21 protein-coding genes are annotated in these 21,701 nt (G+C 59.6%); 16 read left to right on the forward strand and 5 right to left on the reverse strand.

Annotated elements, in window-relative coordinates:
- The first annotated feature begins 119 nt into the window (after positions 1 to 119).
- The 3 genes from secA (at position 120) to HX823_RS01450 (ending at position 5,155) form a co-directional block, all read left to right on the forward strand.
- Positions 120 to 2,855, forward strand: coding sequence for a preprotein translocase subunit SecA (secA, locus tag HX823_RS01440; protein WP_038845958.1), 2,736 nt, complete (start codon positions 120 to 122; stop codon positions 2,853 to 2,855).
- Between the two features lie 124 nt (positions 2,856 to 2,979).
- Positions 2,980 to 4,197 carry a bifunctional glutamate N-acetyltransferase/amino-acid acetyltransferase ArgJ gene (argJ, locus tag HX823_RS01445; protein ID WP_177073966.1) on the forward strand — a complete coding sequence of 406 codons (1,218 nt, stop codon included), beginning with the start codon at positions 2,980 to 2,982 and terminating at the stop codon, positions 4,195 to 4,197.
- Between the two features lie 13 nt (positions 4,198 to 4,210).
- A complete protein-coding gene (locus HX823_RS01450) occupies positions 4,211 to 5,155 on the forward strand; it encodes a Nudix family hydrolase (protein ID WP_177073967.1) in 945 nt (314 codons plus the stop codon).
- A gap of 123 nt (positions 5,156 to 5,278) precedes the next feature.
- Here HX823_RS01450 and HX823_RS01455 read toward each other — a convergent pair whose 3' ends face one another.
- From HX823_RS01455 to HX823_RS01465, 3 genes are read right to left on the reverse strand one after another with little or no spacing between them, the layout of a single operon-like run.
- Positions 5,279 to 5,857, reverse strand: coding sequence for a cob(I)yrinic acid a,c-diamide adenosyltransferase (locus HX823_RS01455; RefSeq protein WP_038845963.1), 579 nt, complete (start codon positions 5,855 to 5,857; stop codon positions 5,279 to 5,281).
- Positions 5,858 to 5,859: 2 nt separating this feature from the next.
- Complete coding sequence (locus tag HX823_RS01460; RefSeq protein WP_033898501.1) at positions 5,860 to 7,896, reverse strand: ATP-binding protein; 2,037 nt, start codon at positions 7,894 to 7,896, stop codon at positions 5,860 to 5,862.
- A gap of 46 nt (positions 7,897 to 7,942) precedes the next feature.
- Entirely contained in the window at positions 7,943 to 8,860 is a 918-nt protein-coding gene (locus HX823_RS01465; RefSeq protein ID WP_033898646.1) for a putative 2-dehydropantoate 2-reductase, read from the reverse strand.
- Between the two features lie 123 nt (positions 8,861 to 8,983).
- Here HX823_RS01465 and HX823_RS01470 point away from each other — a divergent pair, with 123 nt between their 5' ends.
- Both HX823_RS01470 and HX823_RS01475 read left to right on the forward strand, forming a co-directional pair.
- A complete protein-coding gene (locus tag HX823_RS01470) occupies positions 8,984 to 9,469 on the forward strand; it encodes a YajQ family cyclic di-GMP-binding protein (RefSeq protein WP_003175814.1) in 486 nt (161 codons plus the stop codon).
- Positions 9,470 to 9,592: 123 nt separating this feature from the next.
- On the forward strand, positions 9,593 to 10,435 hold the full coding sequence (locus HX823_RS01475; RefSeq protein WP_016975459.1) for a mechanosensitive ion channel family protein: 843 nt from the start codon (positions 9,593 to 9,595) through the stop codon (positions 10,433 to 10,435).
- A gap of 192 nt (positions 10,436 to 10,627) precedes the next feature.
- Here HX823_RS01475 and HX823_RS01480 read toward each other — a convergent pair whose 3' ends face one another.
- Positions 10,628 to 11,926 (reverse strand): OprD family porin, encoded by a 1,299-nt coding sequence (locus tag HX823_RS01480; protein ID WP_033898499.1) that lies wholly within the window; start codon positions 11,924 to 11,926, stop codon positions 10,628 to 10,630.
- A gap of 874 nt (positions 11,927 to 12,800) precedes the next feature.
- Here HX823_RS01480 and HX823_RS01485 point away from each other — a divergent pair.
- Positions 12,801 to 13,226, forward strand: coding sequence for an HIT domain-containing protein (locus HX823_RS01485; RefSeq protein ID WP_061433915.1), 426 nt, complete (start codon positions 12,801 to 12,803; stop codon positions 13,224 to 13,226).
- A gap of 3 nt (positions 13,227 to 13,229) precedes the next feature.
- On the forward strand, positions 13,230 to 13,436 hold the full coding sequence (locus HX823_RS01490) for a SlyX family protein (protein ID WP_177073968.1): 207 nt from the start codon (positions 13,230 to 13,232) through the stop codon (positions 13,434 to 13,436).
- Between the two features lie 69 nt (positions 13,437 to 13,505).
- On the opposite strand, the gene HX823_RS32150 is transcribed toward HX823_RS01490, so the two are convergent.
- Complete coding sequence (locus HX823_RS32150) at positions 13,506 to 14,108, reverse strand: cold-shock protein (protein ID WP_177073969.1); 603 nt, start codon at positions 14,106 to 14,108, stop codon at positions 13,506 to 13,508.
- A gap of 415 nt (positions 14,109 to 14,523) precedes the next feature.
- On the opposite strand from HX823_RS32150, the gene HX823_RS01500 reads away from it, so the two are divergent.
- From HX823_RS01500 to ybgC, 9 genes are all read left to right on the forward strand, one after another.
- The gene (locus HX823_RS01500; RefSeq protein ID WP_033898494.1) at positions 14,524 to 14,997 is read left to right on the forward strand and encodes a Dps family protein; all 474 of its coding nucleotides are present in this window, start codon (positions 14,524 to 14,526) and stop codon (positions 14,995 to 14,997) included.
- 180 nt (positions 14,998 to 15,177) lie between these two features.
- On the forward strand, positions 15,178 to 15,510 hold the full coding sequence (locus HX823_RS01505) for a ribbon-helix-helix domain-containing protein (RefSeq protein ID WP_177073970.1): 333 nt from the start codon (positions 15,178 to 15,180) through the stop codon (positions 15,508 to 15,510).
- A 167-nt stretch (positions 15,511 to 15,677) separates the two neighbouring features.
- Positions 15,678 to 15,899 (forward strand): FmdB family zinc ribbon protein, encoded by a 222-nt coding sequence (locus HX823_RS01510; protein WP_010208103.1) that lies wholly within the window; start codon positions 15,678 to 15,680, stop codon positions 15,897 to 15,899.
- A gap of 107 nt (positions 15,900 to 16,006) precedes the next feature.
- Complete coding sequence (aspS, locus tag HX823_RS01515; RefSeq protein ID WP_033898492.1) at positions 16,007 to 17,782, forward strand: aspartate--tRNA ligase; 1,776 nt, start codon at positions 16,007 to 16,009, stop codon at positions 17,780 to 17,782.
- Between the two features lie 135 nt (positions 17,783 to 17,917).
- The gene (locus HX823_RS01520) at positions 17,918 to 18,664 is read left to right on the forward strand and encodes a YebC/PmpR family DNA-binding transcriptional regulator (RefSeq protein WP_033898490.1); all 747 of its coding nucleotides are present in this window, start codon (positions 17,918 to 17,920) and stop codon (positions 18,662 to 18,664) included.
- A 177-nt stretch (positions 18,665 to 18,841) separates the two neighbouring features.
- Positions 18,842 to 19,366 carry a crossover junction endodeoxyribonuclease RuvC gene (ruvC, locus tag HX823_RS01525; protein WP_016975450.1) on the forward strand — a complete coding sequence of 175 codons (525 nt, stop codon included), beginning with the start codon at positions 18,842 to 18,844 and terminating at the stop codon, positions 19,364 to 19,366.
- Positions 19,367 to 19,433: 67 nt separating this feature from the next.
- Positions 19,434 to 20,045, forward strand: coding sequence for a Holliday junction branch migration protein RuvA (ruvA, locus tag HX823_RS01530; protein WP_003175802.1), 612 nt, complete (start codon positions 19,434 to 19,436; stop codon positions 20,043 to 20,045).
- Positions 20,046 to 21,104, forward strand: a complete 1,059-nt coding sequence (ruvB, locus tag HX823_RS01535) for a Holliday junction branch migration DNA helicase RuvB (RefSeq protein WP_015885611.1) — start codon at positions 20,046 to 20,048, stop codon at positions 21,102 to 21,104. It begins immediately after the preceding gene.
- Positions 21,105 to 21,244: 140 nt separating this feature from the next.
- A complete protein-coding gene (ybgC, locus tag HX823_RS01540) occupies positions 21,245 to 21,700 on the forward strand; it encodes a tol-pal system-associated acyl-CoA thioesterase (protein ID WP_015885610.1) in 456 nt (151 codons plus the stop codon).
- The last annotated feature ends 1 nt before the right edge of the window (position 21,701 follow it).

Genomic DNA, 21,701 nt, shown 5'->3' on the forward strand with positions numbered 1-21,701 from the left:
CAACGCCACTTTCCTCACCCACGAATCCGGGTAGAATGCGCGTTCGCATGCGGCCGTGAGGGCTGCTCGGGCCACTCACGGTGCGCCCTCCATCCCTATGTGTGGAAGAACCTGCCGATATGTTTGCGCCTTTGTTAAAGAAACTTTTTGGAAGCAAGAATGAGCGCGAAGTCAAACGCATGCTCAAGACGGTGCAGCTGGTCAATGCCTTCGAAGAGCAGATGGTTGCCCTTTCGGACGAGCAATTGCGCGCCAAGACCCAAGAGTTCAAGGCCCGCATAGCCAAAGGTGAAACCCTCGACAAGCTGCTGCCCGAAGCCTTTGCGGTCGCCCGTGAAGCCGGTAAGCGTGTCATGGGCATGCGCCACTTCGATGTCCAGTTGATCGGCGGCATGACCTTGCATGAAGGCATGATTGCCGAAATGCGTACCGGTGAAGGCAAGACCCTGGTGGCAACCCTGGGCGTTTACCTCAACGCACTGTCCGGCAAGGGCGTGCACGTTGTGACGGTGAACGACTACCTGGCCCGCCGGGACGCCAACTGGATGCGCCCGCTGTATGAATTCCTCGGCCTGACCGTCGGCGTGGTTACGCCGTTCCAGCCGCCGGAAGAGAAGCGCGCTGCCTACGCTTGCGACATTACCTACGGCACCAACAACGAATTCGGTTTCGACTACCTGCGCGACAACATGGCGTTCAGCATGGATGAAAAATTCCAGCGCGAACTCAACTTTGCCGTGATCGACGAAGTCGACTCCATCCTCATCGACGAAGCCCGTACCCCGCTGATCATCTCCGGCCAGGCCGAAGACAGCTCGCGCCTGTACACCGAAATCAACAAGTTGATTCCGCGCCTGGAGCAGCACATCGAAGAAGTGGAAGGCGTGGTGACCAAAGAAGGTCACTTCAGCATCGACGAGAAGACCCGCCAGGTCGAACTCAACGAAGCCGGTCACCAGTTCGTCGAAGAAATGCTGACCCAGATCGGCGAGCTGGCCGAGGGTGAAAGCCTGTACTCGGCACACAACCTGGGCCTGTTGACCCACGTGTATGCCGGCCTGCGTGCCCACAAGCTGTTCCATCGCAACGTCGAATACATCGTGCAGGACGGCCAGGTCGTGCTGGTTGACGAACATACCGGCCGCACCATGCCGGGTCGTCGTCTGTCCGAAGGCCTGCACCAGGCCATCGAAGCCAAGGAACACCTCAACATCCAGGCTGAAAGCCAGACGTTGGCGTCCACCACCTTCCAGAACTACTTCCGTCTGTACAACAAACTGTCCGGCATGACCGGTACGGCCGACACCGAAGCGTTCGAATTCCACCAGATCTACAGCCTGGCGGTGATGGTCATTCCGCCGAACAAGCCGTTGGCGCGTAAAGACTTCAACGACCTGGTGTTCCTGACGGCCGAAGAGAAATACGCGGCCATCATCAACGACATCAAGGACGGCATGGCCCAGGGTCGCCCGATCCTGGTGGGTACCGCCACCATCGAGACTTCCGAGCACGTATCGAACCTGCTCAACAAGGAAGGCATCGAGCACAAGGTCCTCAACGCCAAGTTCCACGAAAAAGAAGCCGAGATCATTGCCCAGGCCGGTCGCCCAGGCGCACTGACCATCGCCACCAACATGGCCGGTCGTGGTACCGACATCCTGTTGGGCGGTAACTGGGAAGTGGAAGTCGCGGCACTGGAAAACCCGAGCCCTGAGCAGATCGCCCAGATCAAGGCTGACTGGCAGAAACGGCACCAGGCCGTGCTGGAATCCGGTGGCCTGCAGGTGATCGCTTCCGAGCGTCACGAATCGCGCCGTATCGACAACCAACTGCGTGGTCGTGCCGGTCGCCAGGGTGACGCCGGTTCCAGCCGCTTCTACCTGTCCCTGGAAGACAGCCTGATGCGCATCTTCGCTTCGGACCGCGTGAAGAACTTCATGAAGGCCTTAGGGATGCAGTCCGGCGAAGCGATCGAGCACCGCATGGTGACCAACGCCATCGAGAAGGCCCAGCGCAAGGTTGAAGGCCGTAACTTCGACATTCGTAAGCAACTGCTTGAGTTCGATGACGTCAACAACGAACAGCGTAAAGTGATCTATCACATGCGTAACACGTTGCTGGCCGCCGACAACATTGGCGAGACCATCGCTGATTTCCGTCAGGACGTGCTCAACGCTACCGTCAGCGCACACATCCCGCCACAGTCCCTGCCAGAGCAGTGGGATGTTGCCGGTCTGGAAGCCGCGTTGAAGAGCGACTTCGGTGTGGACTTGCCCGTTCAGCAGTGGCTGGACGAAGACGATCACCTGTACGAGGAAACGCTGCGCGAGAAGCTGATGACCGAGCTGCTGGCCGCGTACAACGAGAAAGAAGAGCAGGCGAGTGCCGAAGCACTGCGCACCTTCGAGAAGCAAATCGTACTGCGCGTGCTGGACGACCTGTGGAAAGACCACCTGTCGACCATGGACCACCTGCGTCACGGCATCCACCTGCGTGGCTACGCCCAGAAGAACCCGAAGCAGGAGTACAAGCGCGAGTCGTTCACGCTGTTCTCCGAACTGCTGGATTCGATCAAGCGCGATTCGATCCGCGTGCTGTCCCACGTTCAGGTGCGTCGCGAAGACCCGATCGAGGAAGAAGCCCGCCTGCGTCAGGAAGCCGAGGCTCTGGCTGCGCGCATGCAGTTCCAGCATGACGAAGCACCGGGCCTGGAAGCGCCTGAGGTATTGGGCGAAGAGGTCGACGTGGCCCTGGCTCAAACCCCGGTTCGCAATGACCAGAAGCTGGGCCGCAACGAGCTGTGCTACTGCGGTTCGGGCAAGAAGTTCAAACACTGCCACGGCCAGATCGAATAAGATTTTTGCCTGACGCTGCAACACCCCGCGCCGCGACCGGCCTCTGCCGTCGCGGCGTTTTGCCATTAATTTCGCCGTCGCTTACGACGGCACAGACATCATCTGATTTTTAAGGAGCGCATTCATGGCTGTTGGTCTTGGTCCTTTGCCCACATTGCACCCGGTTGCCGGTTTTGAACTCGGTATCGCTTCGGCCGGCATCAAGCGCCCTGGGCGCAAGGATGTGGTGGTGATGCGCTGTGCCGAAGGTTCGACCGTCGCCGGTGTGTTCACCCTCAACGCGTTCTGCGCCGCGCCAGTGATCCTGGCCAAGCAGCGCGTTGCCGGCACGATCCGTTACCTGCTGACCAACACCGGCAATGCCAACGCCGGCACCGGCGAGCCAGGCCTGGTGGCGGCCGCGCGCACCTGCGCCAAGCTGGCCCAGTTGACCGGCGTCGACGCCAGCCAAGTGCTGCCGTACTCCACCGGCGTGATCGGTGAACCGCTGCCCGTCGAGAAAATCGAAGGCGCATTGCAAGCCGCGCTGGACGACCTGTCTGTGGATAACTGGGCCGCGGCAGCAACCGGCATCATGACCACGGATACCCTGCCCAAGGGCGCCAGCCGCCAGTTCGTGCACGATGGCGTGACCGTGACCGTGACCGGTATCAGCAAGGGCGCGGGCATGATCCGTCCGAACATGGCCACGATGCTCGGCTACATCGCCACCGACGCCAAAGTTTCCCGCGACGTTCTGCACAGCCTGATCCTCGACGGCGCCAACAAGTCGTTCAACCGCATCACCATCGATGGCGACACCTCGACCAACGACTGCTGCATGCTGATCGCCACCGGCCAGGCCAACCTGCCGGAAATCACCGAGGCCAGCGGCCCGCTGTTCGCGGCGTTGAAGCAGGCCGTATTCGAAGTGTGCATGGAAGTCGCCCAGGCCATCGTGCGTGACGGCGAGGGCGCCACCAAGTTCGTTACCGTTGAAGTGAATGGCGGCGGCAATCACCAGGAATGCCTGGACGTTGGCTACACCGTGGCGCATTCGCCGCTGATCAAGACGGCGCTGTTTGCCTCTGACCCGAACTGGGGCCGTATCCTGGCCGCTGTGGGCCGTGCCGGCGTGCCGGACCTGGACGTGAGCAAGATCGACGTGTTCCTCGGTGACGTGTGCATCGCCAGCCGTGGCGCCCGCGCCGAGACCTACACCGAAGCCCAGGGCTCGGTGGTGATGCAGCAGGAAGAAATCACCATCCGCATCGAGCTGGGTCGCGGCGCGTGCAGCGAAACCATCTGGACCACCGACCTGTCCCACGAGTACGTAAAGATCAACGCGGAATACCGTACCTAAGAGGAAACGCGCGGTGAAACGAGTGCATGTAGCAGCCGCGGTGATCCGCGGTGTCGACGGCAGGATCCTGTTGGCGCGCCGCGCCGATACCCAGCATCAGGGCGGCCTCTGGGAATTTCCCGGCGGCAAGGTGGAGGCCGATGAATCGGTCGCCAGCGCGCTATCCCGCGAATTGCAGGAAGAGCTGGGTATCCAGGTCACCACCGCGCGGCCGCTGATCAAGGTTCAGCACGACTATCCGGACAAACAGGTGTTGCTGGATGTCTGGGAAGTGTCGGCGTTTACCGGCGAGCCTCATGGTGTTGAAGGGCAACCGTTGGAATGGGTCGCTCCTCGGGACCTGATCAACTACGAGTTCCCGGCAGCCAATGCGCCGATTGTGGCGGCGGCGCGTTTACCGGCTGAATACCTGATCACCCCTGGCGAACTGGAAACCCCGATGTTACTGCGGGGTATTCAGAAAGCCATTGCTGGCGGTATCAAGTTGGTGCAACTGCGTGCGCCCAACGGCTACGACCCCAAATACCGTGACCTCGCGGTGGATGCGGTGGGGCTGTGCGCGGGTAAGGCACAACTGATGCTCAAGGGGCCGTTTGAATGGCTGGGGGATTTTCCTTCGGCCGGCTGGCACATGACCTCGGCGCAACTGCGTAAATACGCGAGCAAAGGTCGACCGCTTCCTAAAGATCGTTGGTTGGCGGCGTCTTGCCACAATGCCGAGGAGCTGGCGCTGGCGGAAATGATGGACGTGGATTTCGTCACACTGTCGCCGGTGCAGCCGACCCAGACTCACCCCGATGCACAGCCATTGGGATGGGAGCAGGCGGCAGAGTTGATCCGTGGGTTCAGCAAACCGGTGTTTCTGTTGGGCGGGGTGGGGCCTGCCGAGCGAGAGCAGGCTTGGGAAGTGGGGGCCCAAGGTGTGGCAGGTATTAGAGCGTTCTGGCCGGAAGTTTGATGCTGTCTTGACTGGCCTCTTCGCGAGCAAGCCCGCTCCCACATTCGATCGAGTTCCACCTCTGGAATACGGTCGAATGTGTGCGGGCTTGCTCGCGAAGGCGTCAGATCAGGCACTGAGTAATCAATGGGGTTTAGCAGCTGCTTGCCACAAAACCTCAGCCACACCCTGGCGTCTGGCAATCACCCGCGCCGCCACGAACAGCAAATCCGACAACCGATTGATGTACGCCAACCCCACGCCTTCCAATGGTTCCACCGCATTCAACTGCTGACACCGCCGCTCCGCACTGCGCGCCAGGCTTCGGCATACATGGGCTTGTGCGATCAACGCCGAGCCACCGGGCAGGATGAAGTTCTCCAGCGGCCCCACTTCCTCATTCCAGCGGTCAATCGCGGCTTCCAGCCGATCCACTTCCGCAGCGTTCAAGGCTTTGTACACCGGCATTGCCAGTTCACCGCCCAGATCGAACAAACGATGCTGGCAAGGCGTTAACACCTCGATCACATCCTTCAGTTCCGGATGTTTGCCACTCTGTTCTTCCAGGCTGGCCAGCAACAAACCCAACTGGCTGTTCAGCGTATCCACCTCACCAATCGCTTCCACCCGTGGGTGGTCCTTGGGCACGCGGCGGCCATCGCCCAGGCCGGTTTCGCCCTTGTCGCCGGTACGGGTGTAGATCTTCGACAGGCGAAAGCCCATGGTCAGTGCTCCAGTTGGTTCAGTTCGTAAGGGGGCAGTTGGCTACCGGCCAACGGCAGGCGCAGGGTGAAGCAGGTGCCTTGGCCCAGGGTGGAATGCACTTCCATCTGGCCCTTGTGGTTGTTGGTGATGATGAAATACGACACCGACAGCCCGAGCCCTGTGCCCTGGCCGATTTCCTTGGTGGTGAAGAACGGCTCGAAGGTGCGTTTGCGCACGTTCTCGCTCATGCCGATGCCGTTGTCTTCCACTTGGATCTCCGCCCACGGCGGGTTGAGGCGCGTGCGCAGGATGATGCGCCCCGGCTCGCTGTCGTCTTCACGCAAATGGATGGCCTGGGCGGCGTTTTTCAGCAGGTTGAGCAGCACCTGTTCCAGTTCGTTGGCGGTACCGGGCACCGGGCCGAGTTGAGGGTCGAACTGGCGGATGATGGCCTGGCCCTTGAAGTCGAAGCCGATGGCCAGGTCGAAGTCATTGCCAGCGATTTCCACGGCCTGGTCGATCAGCGCCGGCAAATCGCAGGGGGCCATCTGTCGGTTGCTACGCCGGCTGAAACTGAGCATGTGGGTGACGATCTTTGCCGCCCGCGCCCCAGCCTGTTGGATGCCATCGAGCAGTTGTGGCACTTCGCGACTTTGCAGGTAGCGGTTGACTGTTTCCAGCTCGATGCCTGCCTGCTCCGCATGCTCCAGGTTCTTGGGCAACTCGGGGGACAGGCGGCGACGGATGTTCTGCACGTTGTGCAGGATCGCCCCCAGCGGGTTGTTGATCTCATGGGCCATGCCGGCAGCCAAGCCACCCACGGAGAGCATCTTCTCCGACTGCACCATCATTTCTTCCAGGGACAGGCGCTGCGTGATGTCATCGATCCGGATCACCACGCCACGCCCGGCCCCGCCCATCAGCGGGTAGAAGGTCAGCGCGTAGTGCTTGGCTTCGTCGTCCTTGAACCAGGTGACGCGCTCGATGCGCTCCACGGTGTGTTGCTCCACCGCCGCCCGGATCTGCGGCAGGTAAGGTTTGAGCGGCTGGAACGCCAGGTAGATCGGCTGGTTCAGGGCTTCGTCCAGGCGTGTGCCGGAGAGGGCGCTGGCCTCCTGGTTCCATTGGGTGACGTAGAGCTGTTCATCCAGGGCGATCAGCGCCGAGGGCATGGAGTCGATGATGCTGTTCAGGTAATTCTGGAAGCCGGTGAGTTTCTTCTCGATCTTGCTGCGAACCTGCACTTCCAGTTCCAGTTTGCGGTTGGTGTGGCGAGTTTCTTCCGCCAGACCCTGAGCCTGGTCATACGCCGCCTGAGAGTCGTCCCGCGCACGCTTGAGCTGTTGCTCACGGGCTTCGATGCGCGACAGCATGGTGTTGAAGGCCTCGGCCAGGCTGCCAATTTCATCGTGGTTGCCACGGCCGGCGCGCAAGGCGTAGTTCTCCTCGCGGGTGACCTGGCGTGAGAGTTCTTCCAGTTCGTGGATTGGCCGAGTGATCAGGCGTTTGATCTGGCGGGCGATGATCAGCCACAACAACACACTGAAAATCAGGATGCCCAGGCTGGCCGTCAACGTGCCGGTATAGAACGCCACTGGCAGCTCGCTACTGGCCACCAGCAGCAGATGTCCGGACGGCTGGCCGGCGCGGGGCAGGGTGATGATTTGGTTACTGCGAAACTCGGTCACGCGCCAGGCTTCGATATGCCGATAGTTGTCTGGCAGGTGCAGGCGGTCGCCGTGTTGCATCTGCGCCAGGCGATTGCCTTCGCCGTCATACAGGGCGGCGGCGCGCAACGGCGAATAGCTGGTCAGTTCATTGAGCAGCGCGTCTGCCTTGGCGGGCGATTCGAGGGCTTCGGCGGCGAGTGCGGGGTTGGACACCAGGCGGCCGATGGCCTGCAAGGCCTGGGGTGCCATGCTTTCCTGGGAAATCCAGTAGGCGGCGCTGATAAAGGTCAGGTTGGCCACCAGTAACACGGTGGTCAACAGCACCAGCAGGGCGGCCAGCAGTTTCTGCCCGACCGGTAGGTTTTCAAGACGCTGGCGCAGCGGCATCAGGGTTTTCCCAGGTGATAGACAGGCGGGCAGGGTAGCGCGTGGTTCAGTCGCGGGGCAATCCACGTGCAAGCAAGCGCTCCACCAGGCGCACTTGCAGCTGTTGCAGGTGCGGCAGGTTCAACTGGTGACGAGAACCCGCCTGGCAAGCATAGCCCAATAGATAGCTGATTTCGGTGCGACGGCCGGCGGTCACGTCCTGATACATGGACGAGTAGTTGGCGGCAGTGGCCTGGATCACCCGTTCCACTTCGTGTTGCAGGTCCTGGGCGGCAGCCGGTTGGCCGCAACACTCCAGCAGTTCGCCGAGTTCGGCGCACAGGGTTGCGACTTCACAGTGATGGGCTTGCAGTTCTCCGTTACGGCACTGGTACAGCACGGTCAGCGGGTTGATGGCGCAATTGAGCGCCAGCTTGCGCCACAGCCGCGTGAGGATGTCGGTGCTCCAATCGTGGGGGATGCCGGCGGCCTGTAAATCATCCAGCCAGAGCGGCGGGGTGGGGTGGCTCGCGTCGCCCAGCCAGGTGTAGCCATGGCCGGCGAACACCACACGCCAATCGCCATCGCGAAACGCGCCTTCGGTACTGGAGGCAAAGATGCAGCGTGCCTGGGGCAGTTGCGCGGCCACCGCGTCCTGGCTGCCGAGGCCGTTCTGCAGCAGGATCAGTTCTGCGTCCGGTGCCAGCCGGTGTTGCAGCTGTGCGACGGCACTCTGTGCGTCGTAGGCTTTGCACGCCACGAGTAGGCGATGAATCGGCTCGGGACTGTCGGGCGTTTCGCCAATTACCGGGTATGTGTGTTCCATGCCCTGTTCTACCAGTGTCAGCCCTTTGGCTGCCTGATAGCTGGCCAGGCGCGCAGCATCGCGCAGGATCAACCGCACGGGCACGCCAGCGCGCGCCAGCCGGGTGGCCCAGAGTGTGCCCAGGCTGCCGGCGCCGAGAATATGCCAGGTGGTCGACATCAGTTTGTGCTCCAAAGGGTCACCCGCAGCGAACGGGACAAAAGAACCGCTATAATGCCCCGGCATTTTAGCTTGGGCGCGCTCCATCTCTACTGAGCCCGCCCCTTATATTGGAGAAATGACATGCCTTCGTTCGACGTGGTATCCGAACTGGACAAACACGAAGTCACCAACGCCGTCGAGAACGCCGTCAAGGAACTGGACCGTCGCTATGACTTGAAAGGCAAGGGCAGCTTCGAATTCAAGGAAAAAGAGCTGACCGTCAACCTGACCGCTGAAGCCGATTTCCAGCTGGAAGCGATGATCGAGATCCTCAAGCTGTCGCTGGTCAAGCGCAAGATCGACGCGCAATGCCTTGAGATCAAGGACGCCTACGCCTCCGGCAAGTTGATGAAGCAAGAAGCCGTCCTCAAGGAAGGCATCGACAAGGAGCTGGCGAAGAAGATCGTTGCTCACATCAAGGACGCCAAGCTGAAAGTCCAGGCCGCGATCCAGGGTGAGCAGGTTCGCGTCACCGGCAAAAAGCGTGACGACCTGCAAGAGGCCATCGCGGCCCTGCGCGCCAAGACCTTCGACATGCCGCTGCAGTTCAATAACTTCCGCGACTGATGGCACTTTGGGGAACCTGTGGGCGTTTTTGACGTCCCACGCCCCAGAACCTGCGCCGACTATTGAGCCCTACGGGGCTCAATTGCATTTATGGCCAAACATCCGGTAAACAGGAGAATGTAGATGGATTTGAATGCTGAAGTGGATCACCTGATCAAGACCTCAGAGTCGTGGATCCCGATGATCATGGAATACGGCAGCCGGTTTTTGCTGGCGGTGCTCACTCTGGCCATCGGTTGGTGGCTGATCAACGTGTTGACCCACCGAGTGGGGCGTCTGCTGGCATTGCGCAATGCCGACCTGGCGCTGCAACACTTCATCACCAGCCTGGCGAACATTGCGCTGAAGGTCATGCTGGTGGTCAACGTGGCCTCGATGATCGGCGTCGCCACCACTTCGTTCGTGGCCGCGATCGGTGCCGCTACCCTGGCCATTGGCCTGGCATTGCAAGGCAGCCTGGCGAACTTCGCTGGCGGCGTGCTGATTCTGTTGTTCCGTCCGTTCCGCATTGGTGACTGGATCGAAGCCCAGGGCACTTCCGGCACCGTCGACAGCATCCAGATCTTCCACACCGTGCTGCGTACCGGTGACAACAAGACCGTGATCATCCCCAACGGCAGCTTGTCCAACGGCCTCATCACCAACACCAACCGTCAGCCGACCCGCAAGGTGGTGTTTGACGTGGGTGTCGACTATGAAGCTGACCTGCAGAAAGCCCGTGAAGTGTTGCTGGAACTGGCCAAAGACCCGCGTGTACTGGCAGACCCGGCGGCTGTTGCAGTGGTGTCGACCTTGGGTGACAGTTCGATCACTGTTTCCCTGCGTTGCTGGACCAAGACTGCGGATTATTGGGACGTAGTGTTCATGTTGAACGAACTTGCACGGGATCGTTTGAAAGCGGCGGGGATTGATATTCCGTTTCCACAGCGGGTTATTCGCGTGATGCAGGAAACAGCTGCCAAGTAATGGCAATTAACTGCTTTGAACTTGGCCGTTAGGTCAGGTTCAAGCCGCCGGTGATAATGTCGTTAGTTAGCTTGCTAGTTATTTTGTTGCTGAAACATTAAAGCCATAAAAAAGCCGCTCCCTTGTTAAACAAGAGAGCGGCTTTTTGTTTAAGGCGAAAGCCTTAAGTCATCGCTGTAATAAAACTGTCAATTACAGGATGTTCAGCGGGTATTGCGCGATCAGACGCAGTTCGTCGATCGACGACGAACCGTAGTACACGCCATCAGACGAACGATAGGTCGCTTGACGTACACGCAGGCTCAGGTCTTTGGCTGGGCCGCTCTGGATCACGTATTTGGCTTCGATGTCGCGTTCCCACTCTTTGCCGTTCGAGGTGGTGGCGGTGTTGGCGCCGCTACCGGTCACGTAACGAGTCATGAAGCTCAGGCCAGGAATGCCAAAGGTTGCCATGTTGATGTCGTAACGCGCCTGGTAGGACTTCTCGCCCTCGGCGTTGAAGTCGGAACGGGCGATGGAGTTGGCCAGGAACACCGTGCCGCCGCCGTCTACGCCGTAGCCGTAGTCGCCGTCGCCGGTAACTTTCTGGGCTGCCAGGGTGAAGGTGTGTGCACCGATGGTGTACGCACCCTGCAAGCTGAACGCACGGTTATCGAGCTTGGTACGTTCTGCGAACGGCAGAGCGCTGTCTTTGGAAGCACGTTGCAGGCCTTCGCCTTCGCTCTTGGTGTCGTAGATGTTGAAGTCCAAGGCAAACGACTGGTCGTCGCTGATCGCGTGGGTCCAGTTCAGGTTGCTGTAGTACTTACGGAAATAATCTTCAGTTTTCGCGTAGTACAGGCTACCGGTGAACTCAGGAGTGAAGGAGTAGACACCACCGACGAAGTCGGTTTTGGTCAGGCCCAGGCTGTCATGGTAGGTCTGGTTTTGCGCGACGCTGGAAGTGAAGTGACCGCCTTCAAGCTTCAGGCCCTTGATCTCGCTGCTGGTGATCGAGATACCTTGCGGCAGCTCTGGCAGCAAACGGCTGTCGTCTGAAGCGAATACTGGAGCTGTGGTGTATTGGTCACCAATTTTCAGCACAGTATCGGAGATACGGAATTTAACCGCGCCGCCGCCTTTGGAGTAGTCGTCTTGCGAGCGACCATCGGAACCGGTTGGGAACAGACCAGTGCCAGCACGGCCTTTGCCGCTGTCGAGCTTGACGCCCAGCAGGCCGATCACGTCAACACCGACACCGATGGTGCCTTGGGTGAAGCCCGAAGAGTACAGGGCGTTGAAGCCCAGGCCGGATTCTTCGGCACGGCTCTGAGAGTCCGGGCCCGACGGGTTGTTACGGAAGTCGCGGCTGAAGTACAGGGCGCGAGTGTTAATGCTGAAAGTGCTGTCTTCAACAAAGCCTTTGGAATCGCTTTGGGCGGACGCCATTGCGAACTGCGTAGTGCCTGCTGAAACAGCCAGGGCGATCATGCTCCACTTCATCACGCGCATCGTGATTTGCTCCTTTGGTTTTAGGAAGAGTACTGCCGTCCCACCTATATTTTTGTCTGGGCGGCTCTTTCTTTTTGTGTCGGCGCAAAGTTATATCACGCTGACAATATTGGCGATACTTGCCCAACTTTCCTTTCAGCTTCTTTACGAGCTTGTCGTAGATTGCTATATCCATGTCGCAAATTCACAGCCTCACTGTAACGAGGCTGACAACTTCAATACTGTTTCCAGACCGTTAAAAGAACGCAAGAAAACGTTACTTTCCAAGTTTGAAATCTTCCTTGGTGTGCATTGAACCGCTGCTGTTTTTCATCGCGAAACACCTGCTTCCCTTCCGGTGCCGTTGCCGACGATAAAGGGATGAATGCAGCAAGCGTGCCCAAACCGTAAATCGAATGTCATTTTTTCGTGAAAAACGTTACTGCCTCGTGAAAACCGCATAAGCACGGGGTTTTTACGCCGATTGGTTTGGCCTTGACGCCCGGGCTCTGTGCCTGTGTTGGGGTGCATAAATCCTGTATCTGGGAAAAGCGTTACCCGTTCACCCCGGTCAGTGGGTAATCGGCGGATCTCTTTGAGGCGCGATTGGGTCATTTTGGTGCATGCCGTCTGATGCCTCAGTGTTTCGGTGATGGCTCAATGCCTTGCTTTGTGAGGCCTCTGCATCGCGGTTCTCGTCGCAATGTTTTGATCAGCGCTTAGCTATTCACTGAAGGATTGGTCATTGAGCGTAGTCGAAAAATCCGTTTGGCTCGAAATGGTGCACTTTTTTTCGTCACGCCTTGCCTGGGCGCGTATTGGCCGACGTGAAGCAATAGCGATTCGCAGGTATGCTGGGCGCCTTGAACCTGACCTGCCGAACGGAGTGCCTGCGGTGTTCGCTTTAGACCAACGCCTTCAACAAGACACACTGGTCATCGGGGATTTCCCCCTGTGCCGCCTGCTGCTGTCCAATGACTCGAACTACCCCTGGTTCATCCTGGTACCGCGTATCAACGGTATCAGCGAAGTGTTTCAACTGGATGTCGTCGACCAGCAGCGCCTGTGGCAAGAAACCACCGCCTTGGCCCAGTTGCTGAATGAAGGCTTGTCCGCCGACAAGATGAACATCGGCGCCCTGGGCAACGTGGTCAGCCAGTTGCACGTGCATGTGATCGTGCGCAAACGTGATGATGCCGCCTGGCCTGCGCCGGTATGGGGCAAACACCCCGCGCAGCCTTATACCGATGAACACGTGGCAGCCATTCGTGCTCGCCTGCGCGGGCTGTTGCCCGCCGACTTCGTCTTTACCCAGGGCTGAATCATGGATCTGCAAGACCGCGTCAACGATCTGGAAAGCCGCCTGGCCTTCCAGGACGACACCATCGAGACCCTCAATGACATCCTCGTCACCCAGCAGCGCTCCGTCGAGCGCCTGCAACTGCAGATGACCGCGCTGCTCAAGCGCCAGGAAGAAATGGGCGGTCAGTTCGAAACGTCTGAAGAAGAAGCGCCGCCGCCTCACTATTAATAGGCGCGCATAAAAAAACCGCGACCCAGCCTGGCTGGGTCGCGGTTTTTTTTGCTGCGAAGGCGGGTATCAGCGACGCGGCAGTGCAGCGATCACGTCTTCGGCCTGCAGGCCTTTGTCGCGATTCATGACGGAGAATTCCACGCGTTGGCCTTCCACCAAGACACGATGGCCTTCGCCGCGAATGGCCCGGAAGTGGACGAAGATATCGTCGCCCGAATCACGGGAAATAAAGCCGAAGCCTTTGGAGGTGTTGAACCACTTGACGGTACCGGTATCCCGATTGGTCATGTCGTAGGTTTGCGACGAGGCCGCAGGGGACGAGCGATAGAAGCTGATGGCCAGGTGAAGAACAATGGCGACCACAGCAATCACCAGGCTGAGCAGGATGGCCGGGTGGCCGCCGACTTCAGGCATGGGGGCCAGGAGGGTGAGGGTTTGTACGACAACAGTCAGTACCAACAGCGCGCTGACCAGGTTTTGCAGTTGATGACGCGTGCCTTTGTTCCAGTAAGGGATCACCGGTGCCAGCGTCAGGTTAAGAAGGCCGAACAAGGCCAGGTACAGAGCGTCGTGTTGTTCCAGATACGGCAGGCTTTCAGGCTGCAGGCTCGGGATAAAGGACAGCAGCGAAGCTGCAACGCCCGTTAGCAGGTGGACGATTTTCAACATTTTGATTAACTCACGTTAAGACGGATCACAAGGAAGAGCTGACTGGCACGGTTCGCTTCTGAACAATGGGAGGCGTTGGGCACGTGCGCGGGGTATCAGCCTATGCCGCTGCCGCAGAAAGTAACGGCGACGACACGCCGCCTATTTAACAGCAAAGGCTGTGCCTACTCAAATCAAGCATTTCGAGGTGTTGCAAGGGCGACGGCATTTCTGCGTCAAACGCTTGTGCTAGACACGTGCGGGCTTTTCAAGCGGCCTTCTGGGAGATTTCCTACATGGGCCCAAGGCTTGGACTGTGTCGTTTTCACAGGCCGGGGCGGGGCGAATTGCCGCGCCGGGCTGCGCATCACCGGCACACTTGCTAGAGTGGACCTGCACCTGATCAATGAATGCTTGTCAATTGAAGGGGATAAACATGGCAATCGATATCGGTATCAGTGAAGAAGATCGTAAATCCATCGTCGACGGGCTTTCGCGACTGCTTTCCGATACCTATGTACTGTACCTGAAGACCCACAACTTCCATTGGAACGTCACGGGCCCTATGTTCCGCACGTTGCACCTGATGTTCGAAGAGCAATACAACGAACTGGCGCTGGCGGTGGACTCCATTGCCGAGCGTATCCGTGCATTGGGTTTCCCGGCGCCGGGTGCCTACTCGGTCTACGCGCGTCTTTCTTCCATCAAGGAAGAAGAAGGCGTGCCGAATGCTGAAGACATGATCAAGCAACTGGTAGAAGGCCAGGAAGCGGTCACGCGCACCGCGCGCGGCATCTTCCCGCTGCTCGACAAGGTCAGCGATGAGCCGACGGCCGACCTGTTGACCCAGCGCATGCAGGTTCACGAGAAAACCGCGTGGATGCTGCGTTCCCTGCTCGAAAATAAGTAAACGACTGCCCTGGGCGGCGCCTTCCCGGCGCCGCTCGCTTGTTTCCACGCATTTGCTAGCGTTGTCCTACGCCGATCAACTCCGCGTCTTCTGGCTGCCGCACTCTGCCTGCTGTTTTATAGGGTCATTGCCCAATGGGACAACCCATGGGCGGCTGTTTGGCAATGGAGTGTCAGGTGTATGTCACGCGGAGTGGGTAATGGAATCATGGAGACCGGTGGTTTTCATAAAATAAAGGTCGACCCCTTTGTAAAAGGGTTCGACATGGGGCTGGCCAAGCCATTGTCCCGGTCGGTGAGGCTCAACGGGTTTTCCACGTGCCTGCGGCTGGAGCAGATTTATTGGAATATCCTCACGGAAATCGCCAGGATCAACGCCTGTTCGGTCAGTGCCTTGCTGTCCTACGTGGATCGCGAAGTGCACTTGCGTCATGGCGGGGTGAAGAACTTCAGTGGGTTGGTCAGGGTGGTGTGCGTGGTTCACGCGTTGAAAGAGCGTGTTCAACCTTATTAGCCACCGGGCTTCGGGGGCAGCCCTCCTTTGAGGCGGGCAAGGCCCCGAGGCAGAAAGCCGGCTGCGCTGCCTCGATTTACCAGATATAATCCCGCGCTTTGCTGCGCGTGCCGGGTTAACCCGGAGCAGGCGTGGCGCAGTAACGTTCTGATCGCCGAGACATCGCCATGCCCATGTACGACTATCAATGTGCTTCCTGTGGTCATCAGTTGGAAGCCATTCAGAAGATCAGCGCCGCGCCGCTGGTCGATTGCCCGGCCTGCCAAGCGCCGGAACTCAAGAAGATGTTGTCCATGCCGGGCTTCCGCCTGAGCGGCAGCGGCTGGTACGAGACCGACTTCAAGACCGGCTCGAAGAAGAACCTGGCGGGCGGCGACAAAGCAGACTGAGTTGAACTCTACGCGCAGGCTCCTGCATTATCCGTCCCCTGCTTTAATGTACGGTGACGAGGCAAGCCTCCACCGAATTTCGAATTACGAGAAGTGAAACCACGACCATGATGCGCAGCCACTATTGCGGCCAACTGAACGAGACCCTGGAAGGTCAGGAAATCACCCTTTGCGGATGGGTCCACCGTCGCCGCGACCACGGCGGGGTGATCTTCCTCGATATCCGTGATCGTGATGGTCTGGCCCAGGTGGTGTTCGACCCGGATCGCGCCGAGAGCTTCGCCGCCGCCGATCGCGTGCGCAGCGAATACGTCGTGAAGATCACCGGCAAGGTTCGCCTGCGTCCGGAAGGCGCCGTGAACAAGAACATGGCCTCCGGCGGCATCGAAGTGTTGGGCTACGAGCTGGAAGTGCTGAACGAGTCGGAAACCCCGCCGTTCCCACTCAACGAATACTCCGACGTCGGCGAAGAAACCCGCCTGCGCTATCGCTTCCTGGACCTGCGTCGTCCGGAAATGGCCGAGAAGCTGCGCCTGCGTTCGCGCATGACCACCAGCATCCGCCGCTTCCTCGACGAAAACGGCTTCCTGGACGTTGAAACCCCGATCCTGACCCGGGCCACCCCGGAAGGCGCGCGTGACTACCTGGTGCCGAGCCGTACCCACGCGGGTTCGTTCTTCGCCCTGCCGCAATCGCCGCAACTGTTCAAGCAACTGCTGATGGTGGCCGGCTTCGACCGTTACTACCAGATCGCCAAGTGCTTCCGTGACGAAGACCTGCGCGCCGACCGCCAGCCGGAATTCACCCAGATCGACATCGAGACCAGCTTCCTCGATGAAAAAGAGATCATGGGCCTGACCGAGCAGATGATCCGCAACCTGTTCAAGGAAGTGCTGGACCTGGAGTTCGGCGATTTCCCGCACATGACCTTCGAAGAAGCCATGCGCCGCTACGGTTCCGACAAGCCAGACCTGCGTAACCCGCTGGAACTGGTGGACGTGGCCGACCAACTCAAGGAAGTCGACTTCAAGGTGTTCAGCGGCCCGGCCAATGACCCTAAATGCCGCATCGCCGCCCTGCGTGTGCCTGGCGGCGCGAGCATGCCGCGCAAGCAGATCGACGACTACACCAAGTTCGTCGGCATCTACGGTGCCAAGGGCCTGGCGTACATCAAGGTCAACGAGCGCGCCAACGGTGTTGAAGGTCTGCAGTCGCCGATCGTGAAAAACATCCCGTTGGACAACCTGAACGCGATCCTCGATCGCGTTGGTGCAGTCGACGGTGACATCGTGTTCTTCGGTGCCGACAAGGCCAAGATCGTCAGCGAGGCCCTGGGCGCGCTGCGCATCAAGCTGGGTCACGACCTGAACCTGCTGACCTGTGAATGGGCCCCGATGTGGGTCGTTGACTTCCCGATGTTCGAAGAGAACGACGACGGCAGCTTCAGCGCCTTGCACCACCCGTTCACCGCGCCGAAGTGCTCGCCGGCCGAGCTGGAAGCCAACCCGGCAGGCGCTTTGTCCCGTGCCTACGACATGGTGCTCAACGGCACTGAGTTGGGTGGCGGTTCGATCCGTATCCACCGTAAAGAGATGCAACAAGCGGTGTTCCGTCTGTTGGGCATCAACGAAGCGGAACAGGAAGAGAAGTTCGGCTTCCTGCTCGACGCCCTGAAATACGGCGCACCACCGCACGGTGGCCTGGCGTTCGGCCTGGACCGTCTGGTGATGCTGATGACCGGCGCCCAGTCGATCCGCGAAGTGATCGCCTTCCCGAAAACCCAGAGCGCTGCGGACGTCATGACCCAGGCTCCGGGTGTGGTGGATGCCAAGGCACTGCGCGAACTGCACATCCGCCTGCGCGAGACGCCTAAGGCTGAGTAAGGCTGCTGCGTGAAAGCGCACTGAGGTTTACGCAGTCTAAAAAGGCGCATCTTCGGATGCGCCTTTGCGTTAAAGGACTATTCCTCGCCTGGGGCGGGGGTGATCAAGGTTTCTACAGAATTTCGGAGTTGTGTTATGGCTGGCCATTCCAAGTGGGCGAACATCAAGCACCGCAAAGAGCGTCAGGATGCCAAGAAAGGCAAGATCTTCACCAAGTGGATTCGCGAGCTGACCGTCGCCGCCCGCCAGGGCGGTGGTGACCCCGGGTCCAACCCGCGTCTGCGCCTGGCGCTGGACAAGGCGCTGGGCGCCAACATGAGCCGCGACATCATCGACCGCGCGGTGGCCCGTGGCGCCGGTGCAGCCGATACCGACGACATGGTCGAGCTGAGCTACGAAGGCTACGGCCCCGGCGGCGTGGCGGTGATGGTCGAGTGCATGACCGACAACCGCAACCGCACCGCTGCAGCCGTGCGCCATGCGTTCAGCAAGTGCGGTGGCAACCTCGGCACCGACGGTTCGGTGGCTTACCTGTTCGAGCGCAAGGGGCAGATCACCTTTGCACCCGGCACGGATGAAGATGCGCTGATGGAGGCCGCGATGGAGGCGGATGCCGACGACGTGGTGACCAACGAAGACGGCTCCATCGACGTGTTCACCTCGTTCGCCAGCTTCTACGCCGTGCGCAATGCGCTGGAAGCCGCTGGCTTCAAAGGCACTGACGCGGAGATCGTGATGCTGCCCACCACCAGCGCCGAGCTGGACCTGGACGGTGCGCAGAAAGTGCTGAAGATGCTGGATATGTTGGAAGATTTGGATGATGTGCAGAATGTGTATTCCAACGCGGATATCCCGGAAGAAGTCGCTGCACAGCTTACCTAAGAACGATGAAAGTCCAGTGTGGAAGCGGGCTTTTGTGGCGAGGGAGCTTGCTCCCGTTGGGGTGCGAAGCGCCCCCCAAAGCCTGCGCCTGCTACGCAGTCGAGCGGGAGCAAGCTCCCTCGCCACAAAAGCAGCTTCCACATTGGATCTATGTGTTTCCACAAAACCGCAGGCGTTATGACTTTAATCCTAGGTATCGACCCCGGTTCGCGCATCACCGGTTTTGGCGTGGTGCAACAGACCCCGCGCGGCTGTGTCTATGTCGCCTCGGGCTGCATCCGCACCGGCGCGGGCGAGTTGGCCGAGCGCCTGCAGATCGTCTATCGCGGCGTACGTGAAGTGATCCAGACCTACGGACCGGTCACCATGGGCATCGAAAAGGTGTTCATGGCAAAAAATGCCGATTCGGCGTTGAAACTGGGCCAGGCCCGTGGCGCCGCCATCGTGGCTGGAGCGGAGGAGGGCATGGAGATCGCCGAATATACCGCGACCCAGGTCAAGCAGGCCGTGGTCGGTACGGGTGCTGCTAACAAAGAGCAGGTGCAGATGATGGTCATGCACATGCTCAAGCTCACCTCAAAACCGCAGATCGACGCCTCCGACGCCCTGGCCATTGCCATTTGCCACGCGCACACCCGTTCCAGCCTGTTGCCCCATGGCCTGGGTACCGCACGCAGTCGTGGCGGTCGCCTGCGTCTCTGATAGCATCAGCGCAATCGAAATTTCCGGTCAGGCCATGCGCTGACCCCAAGCTTTAAGGATCTGAACCGTGATTGGACGCTTGCGCGGCACCCTGGCTGAGAAACAGCCGCCGCACCTGATTCTGGATGTAAACGGGTTGGGGTATGAGCTGGAAGTGCCCATGACCACCCTGTATCGCCTACCGTCGGTCGGTGAGCCGATTACGCTGCACACCCACTTGGTGGTGCGCGAAGACGCGCAGCTACTCTATGGTTTCATCGGCAAGCGCGACCGCGACTTTTTCCGCGAACTGATCCGCCTCAACGGCGTGGGCCCGAAACTGGCCTTGGCGTTGATGTCGAGCCTGGAAGTGGATGAGCTGGTGCGCGCCGTTTCGGCCCAGGACACTTCAGCGCTGACCAAGGTGCCGGGCGTCGGCAAGAAGACCGCCGAGCGCCTGCTGGTAGAACTCAAGGACCGCTTCAAAGCCTGGGAAGTGGTACCGAGCATGTTCGCCCTGGTACCGAACCAGCCGGATATGCCGGCGGGCCAGGTTGCCAGCGCCGAAAGCGATGCGGTCAGCGCGCTGATTTCCCTGGGCTACAAGCCGCAGGAAGCCAGCAAGGCCGTGTCGGCCATCAAGGACAAGAACCTGAGCAGTGAAGACATGATCCGCCGCGCCCTGAAGGGAATGATTTAAGTGATTGAAGCTGATCGTCTGATTGCAGCCACTGGCCCGCGCGACCGTGAAGAAGTCCAGGACCGCGCCATCCGCCCCCTGAGCCTGGCCGACTACATCGGCCAGCCCACCGTGCGCGAGCAGATGGAGCTGTTCATCCAGGCTGCGCGCGGTCGCAGTGAATCTTTGGACCACACGCTGATATTTGGCCCTCCTGGGTTGGGCAAGACCACCCTGGCCAATATCATCGCCCAGGAAATGGGCGTGTCGATCAAGTCCACCTCCGGCCCGGTGCTGGAGCGTCCGGGTGATTTGGCGGCGTTGCTGACCAACCTTGAACCTCATGACGTGCTGTTCATCGACGAGATCCACCGGCTCTCGCCAATCGTCGAGGAAGTGCTGTACCCAGCGATGGAGGACTTCCAGCTCGACATCATGATCGGCGAAGGCCCGGCAGCGCGCTCGATCAAGCTCGACCTGCCACCGTTCACCCTGGTCGGCGCCACAACACGGGCGGGCATGCTGACCAACCCGTTGCGAGACCGTTTCGGCATTGTTCAACGTCTAGAGTTCTATAGCACGGCCGACCTTGCGACCATCGTCAGCCGTTCGGCGGGCATTCTCGGCTTGCCCCTGGACCCGGAAGGCGCGTTTGAAATCGCCCGCCGGGCCCGCGGTACGCCTCGAATTGCCAACCGTTTGCTGCGCCGTGTGCGCGACTTTGCCGAGGTGCGGGCCAAGGGGCACATCACCAAGGCCGTGGCCGACCTGGCGTTGAACCTGCTGGATGTGGATGAGCATGGCTTCGATCACCAGGATCGGCGTCTACTCTTGACCATGATCGAGAAGTTCGACGGCGGCCCGGTGGGGGTCGACAGCCTGGCCGCGGCCATCAGTGAGGAGCGTCATACCATTGAGGATGTGCTGGAACCGTACTTGATCCAGCAGGGTTACATCATGCGTACCCCGAGGGGGCGAGTCGTCACGCGCCACGCCTATCTGCACTTCGGGTTAAACATTCCGTCACGATTGGGCGAGATGCCTGTAGTAGACGAATTCCTCGATGCAGTGGACGATTAAAAGCCTCACGCCAGACGATTTATCCGAGGTTTGTGCTGTCCTAGTGGCTGGTGTCGTCATTCAGTCAGTCAGAAATGTTTCAGACAACGAAAAAACAGTTGCCTAGCCGGATTGGCAACCTGAGGAGTAAGCACTAGAGTATGCGCGCGCAAAACGGGGATCAGTCGTTCGCACATCGCTGTCGCGTTTATTACGAGGACACCGATGCCGGCGGCATCGTGTATTACGTCAACTACCTCAAGTTCATGGAGCGGGCTCGAACCGAGCGGCTACGGGAGCTGGGCTTTGCCCAGTCCCAGCTGGCAGGGGAGGACCTGTTATTCGTCGTGCATTCCAGCGAGGCGCGGTATCACGCGCCGGCGCGGCTGGACGACGAGTTGTTGGTCAGCGCTGAAGTAATCGAATTGAACCGTGTCAGCCTGCGTTTCAAGCAGCAAGTCAGGCGGGCAACGGATGCAACGCTGCTCTGTGAGGGGCAGTTCCTGGTGGCCTGTGTGCGCACCAATAGTTTGAAACCCCGGGCCATTCCCGAAGCTCTACGTGCGGCCTTTGCCGACGTAAGCGGCGCGGGTAAACAATCAAAGCAGGAGATTTAGC

Source organism: Pseudomonas sp. P7759, assembly GCF_013386445.1.
GTDB classification, from domain to species: Bacteria; Pseudomonadota; Gammaproteobacteria; order Pseudomonadales; family Pseudomonadaceae; genus Aquipseudomonas; species Aquipseudomonas azotoformans_A.

What these genes read in the sequence shown, in the direction of transcription:
- HX823_RS01520 (WP_033898490.1), top strand. Translation starts at nt 17,918, where the DNA reads ATGGCTGGCCATTCCAAGTGGGCGAACATCAAGCACCGCAAAGAGCGT.
- HX823_RS01465 (WP_033898646.1), bottom strand. Translation starts at nt 8,860, where the DNA reads ATGTCGACCACCTGGCATATTCTCGGCGCCGGCAGCCTGGGCACACTC.
- aspS (WP_033898492.1), top strand. Translation starts at nt 16,007, where the DNA reads ATGATGCGCAGCCACTATTGCGGCCAACTGAACGAGACCCTGGAAGGT.
- HX823_RS01455 (WP_038845963.1), bottom strand. Translation starts at nt 5,857, where the DNA reads ATGGGCTTTCGCCTGTCGAAGATCTACACCCGTACCGGCGACAAGGGC.
- ybgC (WP_015885610.1), top strand. Translation starts at nt 21,245, where the DNA reads ATGCGCGCGCAAAACGGGGATCAGTCGTTCGCACATCGCTGTCGCGTT.
- HX823_RS01500 (WP_033898494.1), top strand. Translation starts at nt 14,524, where the DNA reads ATGGCAATCGATATCGGTATCAGTGAAGAAGATCGTAAATCCATCGTC.
- HX823_RS32150 (WP_177073969.1), bottom strand. Translation starts at nt 14,108, where the DNA reads ATGTTGAAAATCGTCCACCTGCTAACGGGCGTTGCAGCTTCGCTGCTG.
- HX823_RS01505 (WP_177073970.1), top strand. Translation starts at nt 15,178, where the DNA reads ATGTCACGCGGAGTGGGTAATGGAATCATGGAGACCGGTGGTTTTCAT.
- argJ (WP_177073966.1), top strand. Translation starts at nt 2,980, where the DNA reads ATGGCTGTTGGTCTTGGTCCTTTGCCCACATTGCACCCGGTTGCCGGT.
- HX823_RS01490 (WP_177073968.1), top strand. Translation starts at nt 13,230, where the DNA reads ATGGATCTGCAAGACCGCGTCAACGATCTGGAAAGCCGCCTGGCCTTC.
- HX823_RS01470 (WP_003175814.1), top strand. Translation starts at nt 8,984, where the DNA reads ATGCCTTCGTTCGACGTGGTATCCGAACTGGACAAACACGAAGTCACC.
- HX823_RS01480 (WP_033898499.1), bottom strand. Translation starts at nt 11,926, where the DNA reads ATGCGCGTGATGAAGTGGAGCATGATCGCCCTGGCTGTTTCAGCAGGC.
- HX823_RS01460 (WP_033898501.1), bottom strand. Translation starts at nt 7,896, where the DNA reads ATGCCGCTGCGCCAGCGTCTTGAAAACCTACCGGTCGGGCAGAAACTG.
- ruvC (WP_016975450.1), top strand. Translation starts at nt 18,842, where the DNA reads ATGACTTTAATCCTAGGTATCGACCCCGGTTCGCGCATCACCGGTTTT.
- HX823_RS01510 (WP_010208103.1), top strand. Translation starts at nt 15,678, where the DNA reads ATGCCCATGTACGACTATCAATGTGCTTCCTGTGGTCATCAGTTGGAA.
- HX823_RS01475 (WP_016975459.1), top strand. Translation starts at nt 9,593, where the DNA reads ATGGATTTGAATGCTGAAGTGGATCACCTGATCAAGACCTCAGAGTCG.
- secA (WP_038845958.1), top strand. Translation starts at nt 120, where the DNA reads ATGTTTGCGCCTTTGTTAAAGAAACTTTTTGGAAGCAAGAATGAGCGC.